Genomic DNA, 14,454 nt, shown 5'->3' with positions numbered 1-14,454 from the left:
TTCGATAAACTTAGAAAGTGGTTAAAAGATGTCAGCATCTTGCCGCAGCTACCTAAAAAATGTACTGACTGTATACAGTTAATGATGGTTATACACAACTGTGAGAATCTCTGCCAGGAGGTGAATCCAGGGAGTGGCTGAAGTTCGTTTGGGTGAAAATGAGTCTATTGACTCGGCAATTAGACGTTTTAAAAAGAAAATTCAAAAAGCCGGGATTTTATCAGAAGTCAAACGTCGGGAAAGATACGAAAAACCCAGTTTGCGCCGCAAGCGCAAAGCAGAAGCTGCACGCAAAGGTGTTCGCAACTAAATCAGAGCAAAGCCTTTGGTTAAGGTGTTGAACTTAATATTCCTTGGGTGGATTCAGGGTTTGTAGTGATTTTTTAGCTCAAACCTGGCAAAAGTGGAGACGTTATTGCGTCTCTACTTGATAAATATTTAAATATAATTCAATATTCCATTATTAACAAATAATAAAAAATAATTTCCTACCTGAATCTAGATAAAACCTTTGTAGAATCTAGGATTAAATAGATATTTATTATAGAATAGTATAAAAATAAACCGTTCTAAAATGAGATAAAAAAGACATTAAAGCAAATCAAAAACAACTAACAACTGACACGCAAAGCGAGTCAAAATTGCTTCTCATATATTACAAAAATACTTATGGCAGATGCTTTCATAATTCAGCTGCCTAACATTCCCAGTGCGATCGCTCTTGCAGGTGACAGAGAAGAAAATCTGAAAATTCTCTCCCGGCAAACAGGAGCCACATTAGTACTGCGTGGGCAAGAGTTACATATCTATGGTACAGAAACGCAAAGAGATTTAGCGACAAAATTAGTGCGATCGCTAGAAAGTATCTGGATTCAGGGCAACACTATCTCCAGTGCTGATATATTAACGGCTCGTCAAGCTGTAGATAATCACCGCGAATATGAACTACAAGAACTACAGCGAGATGTCCTAGCCAGAACCCGCAGGGGTGAAGAAGTCCGAGCAAAAACCTTCAGACAACGCCAGTATATCGAAGCCATCCGCAAACGTGACCTCACCTTCTGCATCGGCCCGGCGGGAACTGGTAAAACATATCTGGCCGTTGTCCTCGCCGTCCAAGCACTCCTCGCCAATCAGGTAGAAAAGCTGATTTTGACACGTCCGGCGGTAGAAGCTGGTGAAAGACTGGGGTTTTTACCAGGGGATTTGCAGCAGAAAATTAATCCCTATCTGCGTCCACTTTACGATGCAATTTACGAATTCATCGACCAAGAGAAAGTCCCCAATTTGATAGAACGGGGAATTATTGAAGTCGCACCCCTCGCTTATATGCGGGGACGCACCCTCAACAATGCTTTTGTGATTGTTGATGAAGCCCAAAATACCACACCCGCCCAAATGAAAATGGTTTTAACTCGTTTGGGTTTCCGTTCTCGCATGGTAATTACAGGCGACATCACACAAACTGATTTACCAATAAATCAACAATCAGGTTTGACAGTGGCTTTACAAGTTCTCAAACACGTTGAAGGTATTGCTGTTTGCGAATTTACCCAAAAAGATGTCGTGCGTCATCCTCTAGTTCAGCGCATTGTCAGCGCCTACGAACAGTATGAGAAATAGTCAGTGGTCAATAGTCAATACTAAGGAATGGTAACGGGTATGAGTCATAGTCTGAAAGATTTTTTGGAAGCTTGCGAAACCTTGGGAACTCTGCGGTTAATTGTTACTAGCAGCGCGGCTGTATTAGAAGCACGGGGAAAAATAGAAAAGCTATTCTATGCAGAATTAGCTAAAGGTAAATATGCCAATATGCACACAGAAGGCTTTGAATTTCACTTGAATATGGAAAAAATTACTCAAGTAAAGTTTGAAACTGGTGAAGCCAAAAGAGGCAATTTTACAACTTACGCTATCCGTTTTTTAGATGAAAAACAAGAGTCCGCTTTAAGCTTATTCTTGCAATGGGGTAAGCCTGGAGAATATGAACCAGGACAAGTAGAAGCTTGGCACGCTTTAAAAGAAAAGTATGGCGAGGTTTGGGAAACTTTGCCAGTGCAACTTTAGTTGGATATAACAATATTACGGAATCTAGCGTCTTCTATGTTTTTATTTGATCCTCCATAGGCGGCTGCAATTTCCAAAACTTGAATTTGGTTTACTTGTGCAGGCACTTTAGTAAAATTAATAATGAGTTTATTCTTAACCTTTGGGATTAAAGTCGTCTTCGCATATTTTTCTACATTTCCATCTATTTCAACTGATTCAGCAAAGTAGGTAATACCATCTAAGTCTAGTATTCTGCTTCTCAGTCCGGCAAAATTACCATACACAATTAGTCTTTGATCATCATTAAGAGTGTTGATTAATTGCAACTCGCATCTGATATTCTGATTTTTTCTTGCACACTTCTGTAAAGTAAATTCTAACCCATCTCTTTCAATAGTTGTAAAATTTTCTATTGGTGATGCGGTGTTTAACTCAGGCTGTTTATTTGATATGGGATTGGAAGAGGATTTTAATAAAGAATCATCAGATTTTAGAGGAGATTCAGGATTTTTTAATACAGAACTTGATGAATTTATATCAGGTAAATTTTGACTACTTTTACTAAATGAGTTTTCGGAACATTGTATTTTTAAAAAACATCTCACTTCTGGTGTTGCAACAGCAATTATTAGCCCAGTAATAGTTAATAACAGGGTAACTATAGCATTAAATTTATTAAATGCTATCTTTTTACGGCGATGTTTTAAAACCTGGTCTTGAATGAGCCGCCAAAGTTTAACAATTTGCTCATTCTCCCTATCTCCATCCCAGCCTATAAGATTAGCAGATTGAATATCTAAAAATTCTCCAGGGATTTTTACTGGTTCTATCAAAACAGAAATCAATACCTTGCCATTTTTCTTGGCTTCCGCCGCTAAATTTGTCAACAAAGCTGATTTGACAGATGTATTAGACCATAAAACAATAACGAACTTATTCTTTTCTAAAGCCTTTGTTGTTTCACTTATGATTTGGCTGCCTATAGATATATTTTGTGCTTCCCAAATATCAATACTGTAGTAATTTAAAGCATCTTTCAAAAGATTTGCTGTAGCTTGATTTGATTCAGAGTATAATAAACAAACTTCACTCTTGCGTGTGTTCATTCATTGATTGTCCTTTTCAATATATTTTATTTTAATGGCGAATTAGTATAATAATCAGACTAGAAAATTATAGAGGTCTTTCAATGGAAAATCAATATTATAGTTAGCTGGGAAACTTATGGTGTTTGCCTAGCTGTCCATTATACCTTAACTGGGGATCTTATTTTTGTATGGTTGAGCGATCGCTTAACTAAAATAATTGCTATGGATTAAATCTCTGATTAATAAAAAATCAATAATAATCAATAATAAATAGATATAGATAATGCTGACAATAAGAGCTATTTGGAGTTTTTGCTTAATTATTTTCTTGTTACTGGGGTGGAATGGTGATGCAAATGCAGGTGAACTATCTGAACGCTTGGCACATTTTCCCCAGTGGAAAAAATTAACTTCTGTCCAGCCAGCCAAGGGGGATTTAGCTTACCCTAAATGGATGGCTGGAACTTGGGAAGTTAAGAGTACCTTGGTAGATTTAGCAGCACCTTTAGCACCGGATATTGTTACGCCTGGTTTTGAAGGGAATCGTCAGCAACTAAATCAGCCCGTCAGCTTTTTAGTACGATTTATAGAAGTACAACCTCCCACTATTGGCTTAAAATTCCTTCCTCAGATAGATGCTAAATCAACAATTGTGGTTGCTGATAGAGTCTTTAACAGTTTGAATTTAGCTAGGTCTTATTTAGGCGATGAAGCAGTGTTATCAGTGAAGGTAGACCCTGATTCGCCTAATCGTCAGATTACATTTTTACGTGGGGAACGGCAATTAGTTTCCATTGTCACGGCACGGGCGACCGAAACCGTAGCAGATAGTAAATTTATTACTACAGAAGTTTTCCAACAATTATTTAAAGGCGGTTCGCTACCTTACTTAAACTCGGTCGAATCTACCACCGCCTACCATCAACTTTCGACATCATCCCCAGCAATTGAAGCAGATCAAGTTACTGCTGTCTACCTTTCACCGCAAGATCCTAATTATTTTACCGCAGGCGATCGCCCAGTTGCGCTTTATCGCTATCGCCTAGAATTTTTCCCTACAGCTAAATAACGCAAAACCTACATTCTGAGACTAAAACCAATTTTAGCCCACAAGTTATAAAGTATGTGTAGATCACAAATAATAGGTTGCGAGAAAAATCTGTATGGCAAGCTACCAAGAAACCCTAACTAATGACGAATTTATAGATGAACTCATTGCACAGACAACCAGCATTAATCATGTGGAAGTCATTGAAAATGTCATTGACTCCCTCGAACAAGATGACAGCGCAATGGTAAGCCACACTCCAGAAGGTGGTTATCTGTGGAAGTTTAAATACGGCACGGTGGAAGTATTTGTGCAACTCACTGGCAAAAGTGATGAAGACACGATAACAGTTTGGTCAGCAGTACTCAAATTACCAGCAAAGAATGAACCAAAGTTGTTGCGTCATTTGTTGGAGTTAAACTGCTCCAGTACTTTTGAAGCACGTTTTGGGATTATAGAGGATCAAGTGGTAGTTATTTCTACACGCACTCTTGCAGAATTATCTCCGGGGGAAGTTTCGCGGATTATTACTATTGTGGCAACGATCGCCGATAACAATGACGAAGCTTTACAATCAGAGTTTGGTGCAGCTTAAGCAATTTTAAATTCTCGATGGCTAGTCAGCAGGTTTGGCGACTGATTCCTTTATTAGCAGCTTCCGGTAGTGTACAAATGGCAATTGACCGTTGGCTATTAACACAACACCAATCTGGTAAGCATCCTTCTACCATAAGATTTTACACTTGGTCGCCACCCGCCATTTCCCTTGGTTATCATCAACGCCAATATCCAGAACATTGGCAAAATCTCACCTGGCAAAATCAAAAATTAGATGTGGTGCGTCGTCCTACAGGTGGTAGGGCAGTACTCCACCAAGGTGACTTAACTTATGCTGTGGTAACATCGGGACTAGGTGATAATCGCCTACTGGCATACCAGAAGATTTGTGAGTTTTTAATCCAAGGATGGCGATCGCTTGGTTTTGAATTAAACTATGGTACAGCCGGGCGTGGTTACATCCACAATCCCAACTGTTTTGGTACAGCTACAGGTGCAGATTTAGTCTTACCAACCGGAAGCAAACTCATAGGTAGCGCTCAATTGCGACGCAGCGACGTAATCTTACAACACGGTTCTATCCGTCTCCAGCCAGATACAGAACTATTTGCACAAGTATTCGGTGTAGAAGATTTTCACCCTATAAAATTCAACCTGAGTGTAGATGATATTATCTCAGCTTTAATTACAGCCGCCAACAACTGTTTTAATATACAACTGGAGACACAACCCCTATCCCCCTCTGAGTGGGATGAGATTCGAGAGACTAGCTAGTACAGCAACGTGCTGATTCTTAATTTTGAATTTTGTTGGCGGTACCCCTTTCCTGCGGAACGCTACGCGAACGGGGAAGCAAGCTACGCGGTAGCGTCTCGTAGAGAAGCCTTCCCGTAGGGTATTTTGAATTTTGAATTTTGAATTGCTATTAATTCCAATCCTGCTCATCCCTTTTCCCGCGACTCTTATAAATACCGCCTATTTGATGTATTTGGCGGGTTTTCTCGAATAGTTCCGCTTCGGTTAACCCCCATTGTTGCAAAACTTTATTCAGGTCGCTCTGGATGTCTCTTGCGCCGGGAAAGCCTTGATAGCGGATTTTGAGCCTAGCTAATTCGGCTAAATTATGGTCTGTCGCCTCTTGAGTTAGTAGAATATCTATAAAGGGGCGATCGCGGTTGTAGAGTGGATGTTGTTGGTCTTTACTTCCGTGGTTTTCAGTCATGGTTTATACCTTTAGGTAGAGTGTAAATTCCTTCAGAGTCCAGAGTTCAGATTCTTGCCATCGCACCATAATTAGTCATGACGGCAACTACACCTGAGCTAATACGGCTCTCACCACTGTCACCTATCCTTAGATAAAGATACATTGTCTTTAAGAAAGTACAAAAAAGTTTAACAAAAGGGTGAATTTTTAAGTCACCCAAAGTCCAAGCAGCAAGGGAGCAAGAACCCGCTATGTTTGAACACTTCACTTCCGAAGCCATCAAAGTTATTATGCTCGCTCAGGAGGAAGCACGTCGCCTGGGACACAATTTCGTAGGAACTGAGCAAATTCTCCTGGGTTTGATGGGAGAAGGAACTGGGGTTGCTGCCAAAGTGCTGACTGAGATGGGTGTGACTCTCAAAGACGCTCGTCGTGAGGTTGAAAAAATTATTGGTAGGGGTTCTGGGTTCGTACCGCCAGAAATTCCTTTTACCCCGAAAGTGAAAAGCCTCTTCGAGCAGTCCTTTAGAGAAGCGCATAGTCTCGGAAATAACTACATCAACACAGAACATTTACTCTTAGGGTTAACAGAAGCCGGTGAAGGTGTCGCTGCTAAGGTTTTACAGAATCTTGGTGTTGACCTCAAGAGTGTCCGCTCTGCTGTCATCCGTCGCTTAGGCGAAGACCCAACCGTGGTTGTGGGTGGTGGTAGTTCCAGACGGAACCAAACACCGACGATAGAAGAGTTTGGCAGAAATCTGACGAAATTAGCCAAAGAAGGTAAACTCGACCCTGTAGTAGGTCGGCAAAAAGAAATTGAGCGTGCTGTGCAGATTCTCGGTCGCCGCACCAAGAATAACCCCGTGTTAATTGGTGAACCAGGGGTTGGTAAAACTGCGATCGCTGAAGGTTTAGCACAGCGTATTATTAACCAAGATGTCCCCGACATTTTGCAAGATAAACAAGTCATCAGCTTAGATATGGGTTCTCTGGTAGCGGGAACTCGCTTCCGGGGAGACTTTGAAGAACGCATCAAGAAAATCGTAGAAGAAGTCCGTTCTGCGGGTAATATCATCCTGGTGATAGATGAAATTCATACTTTAGTTGGTGCAGGGGGAACAGAAGGCGGCTTAGATGCAGCCAATATCCTCAAACCAGCCTTGGCCAGGGGCGAACTGCAATGTATTGGCGCTACCACATTAGATGAATATCGTCAACATATCGAACGTGATGCAGCCTTAGAGCGACGTTTCCAACCGATTATGGTCGGGGAACCATCCGTAGCCGAAACCATTGATATCCTCTATGGTTTGCGCGGAGCCTACGAACAGCACCACAAAGTACATATTTCCGATGAGGCTGTGGTAGCAGCAGCGCAATTAGCTGATAGATATATTAGCGATCGCTTCCTGCCCGATAAAGCCATAGACTTAATTGATGAAGCTGGTTCTCGTGTGCGCCTGCGTAACTCGCAAATTTCGCCTAACAAGGAACTCAAGCGCCAACTGACTGACATCACCAAAAGCAAAAACGAAGCAGTTAGACTCCAAGACTTCGATAAAGCCGCAAAACTCCGTGACGAAGAAATTGCCCTAGAAACAGAACTGCAAGCAGCCACCACTGGCCAAACCATCAAACCAGTTGTGGATGAAGAAGACATTGCCCAAATTGTCGCCTCTTGGACTGGTGTTCCAGTCAACAAGTTGACAGAATCTGAGTCTGAGTTGCTTCTGCACCTAGAAGACACTCTCCACAAACGGTTAATTGGTCAAGAGCAAGCAGTTACATCTGTTTCTCGCGCCATCCGTCGCGCCAGAGTCGGGTTAAAGAGTCCCAATCGTCCCATTGCTAGCTTTATCTTCTCCGGGCCTACCGGAGTCGGGAAAACCGAACTAGCCAAAGCATTAGCAGCTTACTTCTTCGGCGCGGAAGATGCCATGATTCGGTTTGATATGTCCGAATACATGGAAAGCCACACCGTTTCTAAACTCATCGGCTCTCCTCCTGGTTACGTCGGCTACGACGAAGGCGGACAACTCACCGAAGCCGTGCGGCGCAGACCATACACAGTGTTGCTGTTCGACGAAATCGAAAAAGCGCACCCCGATGTATTCAATATGCTGCTGCAACTTTTAGATGACGGACACCTCACCGATGCCAAAGGTCGGAAAGTGGACTTCAAGAACACCTTGATTATCCTGACTTCTAACATTGGTTCTAAAGTGATTGAAAAAGGTGGCGGCGGTTTAGGCTTTGAATTTGACAACCAAGCCGAAGCTAGTTACAACCGCATCCGCAACTTAGTCAACGAAGAACTGAAAAATTACTTCCGTCCAGAGTTCCTCAACCGACTTGATGAAGTCATCGTCTTCACTCAATTGTCGAGAGATGAAGTCAAGCAAATCGCTGATATCATGCTGCGTGATGTCGCCAGCCGCTTGACCGAGAAGGGAATTACCTTAGAAGTTACCGAACGGTTCAAAGAACTAGTAGTCACAGAAGGTTATAACCCCAGCTATGGTGCTAGACCATTACGTCGAGCAATCATGCGTCTCCTAGAAGATTCCTTAGCAGAAGTGTTGCTGTCTGGAGAAATCACCGAGGGAGACACAGCCATTGCGGATGTAAACGATGATGGCCAAGTACAGATACGCCAGTCGGAAGAAAGAGAGTTACTCTTGGCAAATGTTGGTTAATTTTTTCGTCTGTGAGAGTAGCAATACCTGAAAACACGTAGGTTGCTTGCTGCCAACATTCAGGTTAAAAGCTAGAGAAAATTCCCACCCTGGTAGAAATGCCAGGGTATTTTCTTGTCAACACAGTGACAGTTGAAGGCATACGGTTCGGTTAAGGAATTTCTTTTTTATTGATACTGACAAGCCAAACAATGCGGATTATGCTGAAAGCCTTTTCTATAGGGGTTTTAAGCAAGTCAAAATTCTCTTGCTTACTTTTGTTTCTTACTCAGACTTTATAACCCAAACAATATCTTTTCTCTTGGCAATCCACTTCACCGGCTTGTTAGCTGTCAATCCACAGTTGAGCAAAACGTTCAGCCGTCCATCCAATAATATCTGATACCTGCCCATCACCAATTTCTACGATTCGCTTAGTACCATCTCTACGCTCTATCACATCAACAGAGAAAAACTGGCTCTCAATCCGCTTGGCACACTCAAAGACAATCTCTGGAATTTCTTCATCTGGTAAAGCAGCAAAAGGTTTACCAGATAGGACAAAGTAACGCCTCTCGGTTTCTGTTACAAAATCTTCAAGCCGCCGTACACAAATACCTCCCTCAATCGTGCCTCGAAATTTTTGCATCTCGGCAACTACTGTTTTGATTTGCTCTGGTTTATTAATTATGGAACCAACTGAGGTTTTGAGAGATTTAACATAATCTTTGATAAAAAATCCATCCCAGCCAAGTCGATTCAATTGGTTCTCTAAATCATCATCGACGGAATAAAATTTAGTCTCTGGAGTGAAATCAGTAATTAGAGGATACCAATTGATCAGATAATGTGTAGCTAGATAATCAGCCTTAGAAGTTAAAACACTTGCCCCTGTACTTTCTACAACACTAACTAATAACTCATAATCTCCAGGCGAGAGCATCCAACCCCGGTAGACAACTTTTAATCCAGGAGTTGGGGCTGGAATAATCTTTGATGAACCCGTTTCTAACGACTCTAACGAAATAACGGAAGTTGTAAACCCAGCATTTTGTATACAAGCAACTTGCTCCGAGTAGGCTGCATCTGCTTTTTTAGGATTGAAGTAATCGCTAGGAAAAAGAAATCTCACAACATCTCAACCAAATATATTTTATTTACTAATTATACTAATTATTAAATATATTTACTTAGCAGAAATCAGGACTCAAATTTTTTTGAGCCAATATTTAAGAACTCGTGGCTCGGAGTCGGCGCAGTTAGTAAGGTGCATCAGTATGAATAATTTCTTGGTACAGACGGGTTTTCTCGCACTGACGCACCCTACCTACTTGGATATTTTTTATTCAATCTACTGAAGACGTACCGAAGCGGTAGCCTTTACCGTAGACTGTGTGGATTAAGGGAAGTTCTTTGCCTACCTCGATTTTACGGCGTAGCAATCTGATTAACGCGGCGATGACATTACTATTTGGTGGTTCGTTATCTTCCCACAGATGTTGCAGAATTTGGGCGTGAGTTAATAGTTGTCCTGTGTGTTCCATAAAGTATTGCAGCAGTTGGCTTTCTTTCTGCGATAGTTCAATCACTCGTCCTTGACGGTAGGCGACTTGATTTTCATAGTCCAGTTCTAAGTCGGCTACAGTTAATCTACCTGTTGTAGCTTCGTAGGTTTGGGAACTAGAACGCCGCAACAAAGCACGGACTCTGGCCAACAACTCTCGCAGTTCAAAGGGTTTGACTAAATAGTCATCAGCACCAGCATCTAAACCTTGTACACGGTCATCTAGGGTATCTTTGGCGGTGAGGAAAAGAACTGGTGTAATCTTTCCTTGGCGGCGTAGTTCTTGGCATATCTCTAAGCCCGTTTTCCCTGGTAGCATCCAGTCTAAAATCAGTAGGTCATAATTGCCTACTGTTGCCATTTCACTCCCACTTTTACCCTCATAAGCTGCTTCTACGGTGTAACCTTCACGAGTTAACACACGGCTCAAGGGGACAGTGAGTTCTACTTCATCATCAACTAATAAAATTCTCATGCTGCTTGGGGTAAGCATTAGAGATATTCTCAATATTAATGAACTGCTAAGACAAGGACACGATAAAGTGTCTCTAGCCAAGGATACCAAGAAAACGAATGTTAACTGTTGCGTTGCCGAAAGGGGAACTACTCAAAAATAGCATCCGCCTACTGCAATCTGTAGGGTTGGATTTTAGTGCTTTTTTAGACTCAGGAAATCGTCAGTTGCAAATTACTGATGCTAGTGGAACGGCGAAAGGATTACTAGTTAGAGGTCAAGATGTACCTGTTTATGTAGAGTATGGACAAGCCCAAATTGGTATTATTGGTTACGATGTCCTCCGAGAAAAACAGCCACAGGTTGCCCATTTAGTTGATTTACAGTTTGGCTATTGTCGGATGTCGGTGGCGGTAAAAGCATCTAGTCCCTACAAATCACCTCTAGATTTACCTGCTCACAGTCGTGTTGCTTCTAAATATGTCAATTCGGCGCGCGAGTTCTTCCAAGGTTTAGATTTACCTGTGGAAATTGTCCCGCTTTACGGTTCCGTGGAATTAGGGCCAATCACAGGAATGTCTGAGGCAATTGTCGATATAGTTTCTACAGGCCGGACTTTAAAAGAAAATGGTTTGGTGGAAATTACAACTTTATATGAAAGTACGGCACGGTTAATTGCTCATCCCCTTAGTTATCGTTTGAATACAGGGAATTTACATCAATTAGTTGAGCAATTACGAGAGGGTGTTTTGAGTGAACTGCCTATACTGACCTGACGCTACAGTTTGGGCTTACTGCCCAACAGAAAGGTTATATTACACAATCACTTGTATGGTTTGTTGGTTGTTAACAGTTAACTGTCAACTGTTAACAACCAACACGAAAAGATGTGCAAATAGGTTGGGTGGAGCGTAGCGCAACATACATCATAGAAATCTTTAACAATTATTTTTAAGTTAATTTTTTTTAAAAACTTTGTCTAAACTATAAAGTAGTTCGACTTTTTATTTCTGAAACAAGTTTTTTAGCTGATTTCGTATTTTTTAACAAAAATTTATATCTGGATTTTTTCTCCAAAATTTAATGAGATCCCCTTTGCATAATGAACAGGCGAGACTTGCAGCTTTACGCCAATATCAAATTTTAGATACTGAACCGGAGGAAGCTTATGACAATCTGGCTCAGTTAGCTGCTTTTATCTGCGGCACACCTATAGCTTTAGTTAATTTTATTGATGAGAATCGTCAATGGTTTAAGGCCAAACTGGGTATAGACATACCAGAAATGCCCCGGAGTGTGGGTTTATCCTATCTTTGCCAGGAAAAGCAAGGTGTCGTTATTATACCGGATACTTTGGCAGACGATCGCTTTATTGATAACCCAGTCGTCAAATCTTATCCTCATGTGAGATTTTACGCAGGTGTACCACTTTTGACACCAGAGGGTCATTTTTTAGGAACTCTCTGCGTCATTGACAGGATACCAAAACAACTTAATCAGGCACAAATTGATGCACTGACAGCCTTAAGTCGCCTAGTTATCAGTCAGCTAGAGCTAAGGCGCAATGTCGCCCATGTAGCTGAGATTAGCGAACTGTTAATTAAGCATGAACAAACGGCGCGTGCGGAGTCAGAAACGGCTAGAGAGCAAATTGCCAATATACTGGAAAGTATCACTGATGCGTTTTTTGCCATAGATTATGAATGGCGATTTACCTACATCAATGGTCAAGCAGCCAAGTTGTTAGAGAAAACACCAGATGAGCTATTAGGTAAGAGTATTTGGGAAGTGTTTTCAGGCAGCGTAGACTCACCATTTTATCTTGAAACTAGGCGAGCGATCGCCGGACAAATCAGTGTCAAGTTTGAAGAATTTTACCCGCCACTGCACAAATGGTTTGCCATTCATGCTTACCCAAGTAAAGACGGCTTATCTGTTTATTTCCAAGATATTAGCGAACGTCGGTACACAGCCGCCGCCCTGCGCGAGAGTGAAGAACGTTGGCAGTTGGCTTTAATTGGTAACAATGATGGTATTTGGGATTGGAACCTCAAGACTAATGAAGTTTTCTTCTCCTCACGGTGGAAACAAATGTTGGGGTATGAAGATGACGAAATTACTCACCACGTTGATGAATGGTCAAAGCGGGTGCATCCCGATGATTTCGATTGGGTAATGCAAGCGGTTCAAGACCATTTGGCCAAAAACACGCCTTATTATGTTACCGAACATCGCGTCCAGTGCAAAGATGGTAGTTATAAATGGATTTTAGATCGAGGTCAGGCGCTTTGGGATGAGGCGGGTAATGCGCTACGGATGGTAGGTTCCCATACAGATATTACAGAACGCAAACAAACAGAAGAAGAATTAAGAAAGCAGAATTTGCGATCGCAATTATTCGCGGAAATCACCGTCAAAATCCGGGAAACCCTCGATATAGAAGAAATTTTACGCACATCAGTTCAAGAAGTGCAGAAACTTTTACAAGCAGACCGAGTATTGATTTTCCGACTCTGGGCGGATGGTTCGGGAACAGTAGTACAGGAATCAGTGTTACCTGGTTGGCCAGTAGTTCTGGGACAAAATATCCTTGACCCCTGTTTTCAGGAAGATTACGTTGATAAATATCGCCAAGGGCGAGTCAGTGCCATAGTAGATGTTACTAAAGCAGATATTCAAGACTGTCATCGAGAATTTTTGCAAGGATTTGGCGTAAAAGCTAACCTCGTCGTCCCTATTCTCAATCGGGATGGCATTTGGGGTTTGCTGATTGCCCATCAATGTGCAAATCCCCGCCATTGGAATAACTTTGAGTTGGAATTATTGCAACAACTAGCCAACCAAATGGGAATAGCTTTATCCCAAGGACAATTATTGGAAATACAAACGAGGCAAAGTCAAGAACTAGCTCGTTCTAATACTGAACTGGAAAATTTTGCCTATGTAGCCTCCCATGATTTACAAGAACCCTTGCGGATGGTGACTAGTTATTTACAGTTATTGGAAAGGAGGTATAAAAATCAACTAGATAGCAACGCTGAACAGTTCATCAGTTATGCCGTTGATGGTGCTAGGCGGATGCAGACCTTAATCAACGACTTGTTGAATTATTCACGAGTTACCACCCGTGGACAACCATTTGTCCCTGTTGACTGTGGCGTTATTTTACAACGAGCGATCGCCAATCTCAAAATAGCGATCGAAGAATCTGGCGCAGCTGTCTCCTATGACCCATTACCCACAGTCACGGCAGACCCCACCCAATTAACCCAAGTTTTTCAAAACCTCATCGCCAACGCCATCAAATTTCGCCAAGAAGCCTCACCAGTGATTCATGTTGGAGTAGTAGAGACGGGAGGCAGGGAGCAGGAAGAGAAGTCGCAAGGAGGGTTTCCCTCCGGGCGAACTTCGGGAGCAGGGGGCAGGGGGCAGGGGGCAGGGGAGGCAGGGGAGGCAGGGGAGGCAGGGGAGGCAGGGGAGGCAGGGGGAGAAATCCCCAATGCCCAATCCCCAGTCCCCAATCCTCAATCCCCAATCCCCAGTCCCCAATCCCCAATCCCCAGTCCCCAATCAACCTGGCTATTCTCAGTCCGCGACAATGGCATCGGTATAGAACCCCAATATGCCGACCGCATTTTTATCATTTTTCAACGTCTGCATGGTAGAAGTAAATATCCGGGTACAGGCATTGGTTTGGCAATTTGTAAGAAAATAATAGAGCGCCACGGTGGTCATATCTGGGTGGAGTCGGAACCGGGTCAAGGCTCGACTTTCTACTTCACAATTCCAGAACAAGCAGGGAAACAATCGTGAA

At 42.2% G+C, this 14,454-nt stretch carries 13 protein-coding genes; 9 read left to right on the top strand and 4 right to left on the bottom strand.

The window, feature by feature from the left end; genetic code table 11:
* Nucleotides 1-133: 133 nt before the first annotated feature.
* The 3 genes from rpsU (at nt 134) to H6G14_RS14850 (ending at nt 2,067) form a co-directional block, all read left to right on the top strand.
* Complete coding sequence (rpsU, locus tag H6G14_RS14860) at nt 134-310, top strand: 30S ribosomal protein S21 (protein ID WP_190568139.1); 177 nt, start codon at nt 134-136, stop codon at nt 308-310.
* Nucleotides 311-669: 359 nt separating this feature from the next.
* Nucleotides 670-1,623, top strand: coding sequence for a PhoH family protein (locus H6G14_RS14855; protein WP_190568138.1), 954 nt, complete (start codon nt 670-672; stop codon nt 1,621-1,623).
* A gap of 39 nt (nt 1,624-1,662) precedes the next feature.
* Nucleotides 1,663-2,067 carry a ChuX/HutX family heme-like substrate-binding protein gene (locus H6G14_RS14850; RefSeq protein ID WP_190568137.1) on the top strand — a complete coding sequence of 135 codons (405 nt, stop codon included), beginning with the start codon at nt 1,663-1,665 and terminating at the stop codon, nt 2,065-2,067.
* On the opposite strand, the gene H6G14_RS14845 is transcribed toward H6G14_RS14850, so the two are convergent.
* Nucleotides 2,064-3,155, bottom strand: coding sequence for a toll/interleukin-1 receptor domain-containing protein (locus tag H6G14_RS14845; protein ID WP_190568136.1), 1,092 nt, complete (start codon nt 3,153-3,155; stop codon nt 2,064-2,066). The two genes, H6G14_RS14850 and H6G14_RS14845, sit on opposite strands and share 4 nt — an antisense overlap.
* A 265-nt stretch (nt 3,156-3,420) precedes the next feature.
* Here H6G14_RS14845 and H6G14_RS14840 point away from each other — a divergent pair, with 265 nt between their 5' ends.
* The 3 genes from H6G14_RS14840 to H6G14_RS14830 all read left to right on the top strand — a co-directional run bounded on the left by H6G14_RS14840 (nt 3,421) and on the right by H6G14_RS14830 (nt 5,517).
* Nucleotides 3,421-4,206, top strand: a complete 786-nt coding sequence (locus H6G14_RS14840; protein WP_190568135.1) for a DUF6816 family protein — start codon at nt 3,421-3,423, stop codon at nt 4,204-4,206.
* Between the two features lie 94 nt (nt 4,207-4,300).
* Nucleotides 4,301-4,780: a YbjN domain-containing protein gene (locus H6G14_RS14835; protein WP_011321029.1), complete on the top strand. Its 480-nt coding sequence runs from the start codon at nt 4,301-4,303 to the stop codon at nt 4,778-4,780.
* Between the two features lie 17 nt (nt 4,781-4,797).
* Nucleotides 4,798-5,517, top strand: coding sequence for a lipoate--protein ligase family protein (locus H6G14_RS14830; protein WP_190568134.1), 720 nt, complete (start codon nt 4,798-4,800; stop codon nt 5,515-5,517).
* Between the two features lie 151 nt (nt 5,518-5,668).
* Here the strand turns inward: H6G14_RS14830 and H6G14_RS14825 are convergent, their stop codons facing one another.
* The gene (locus H6G14_RS14825; RefSeq protein ID WP_010996126.1) at nt 5,669-5,965 is read right to left on the bottom strand and encodes a DUF3288 family protein; all 297 of its coding nucleotides are present in this window, start codon (nt 5,963-5,965) and stop codon (nt 5,669-5,671) included.
* Between the two features lie 233 nt (nt 5,966-6,198).
* Here H6G14_RS14825 and H6G14_RS14820 point away from each other — a divergent pair, with 233 nt between their 5' ends.
* Nucleotides 6,199-8,643 (top strand): ATP-dependent Clp protease ATP-binding subunit, encoded by a 2,445-nt coding sequence (locus H6G14_RS14820; protein ID WP_190568133.1) that lies wholly within the window; start codon nt 6,199-6,201, stop codon nt 8,641-8,643.
* Between the two features lie 325 nt (nt 8,644-8,968).
* Here H6G14_RS14820 and H6G14_RS33145 read toward each other — a convergent pair whose 3' ends face one another.
* Together H6G14_RS33145 and rppA are read right to left on the bottom strand one after the other, a co-directional pair.
* Entirely contained in the window at nt 8,969-9,754 is a 786-nt protein-coding gene (locus H6G14_RS33145; RefSeq protein ID WP_190568132.1) for an ATP-grasp domain-containing protein, read from the bottom strand.
* Nucleotides 9,755-9,968: 214 nt separating this feature from the next.
* Nucleotides 9,969-10,661, bottom strand: coding sequence for a two-component system response regulator RppA (rppA, locus tag H6G14_RS14810; RefSeq protein ID WP_190568131.1), 693 nt, complete (start codon nt 10,659-10,661; stop codon nt 9,969-9,971).
* Between the two features lie 98 nt (nt 10,662-10,759).
* Between rppA and hisG the strand changes: the two genes are divergently transcribed.
* Together hisG and H6G14_RS14800 are read left to right on the top strand one after the other, a co-directional pair.
* Nucleotides 10,760-11,416, top strand: a complete 657-nt coding sequence (gene hisG / locus H6G14_RS14805; RefSeq protein ID WP_190568130.1) for an ATP phosphoribosyltransferase — start codon at nt 10,760-10,762, stop codon at nt 11,414-11,416.
* Between the two features lie 307 nt (nt 11,417-11,723).
* Entirely contained in the window at nt 11,724-14,453 is a 2,730-nt protein-coding gene (locus H6G14_RS14800) for a GAF domain-containing protein (RefSeq protein ID WP_190568129.1), read from the top strand.
* Nucleotide 14,454 lies beyond the last annotated feature (1 nt).

Origin of the sequence: Nostoc parmelioides FACHB-3921 (assembly GCF_014696625.1) — a bacterium.
GTDB classification, from domain to species: domain Bacteria; phylum Cyanobacteriota; class Cyanobacteriia; order Cyanobacteriales; family Nostocaceae; genus Trichormus; species Trichormus parmelioides.
This window is presented reverse-complemented; position numbering and strand designations above follow the sequence as displayed.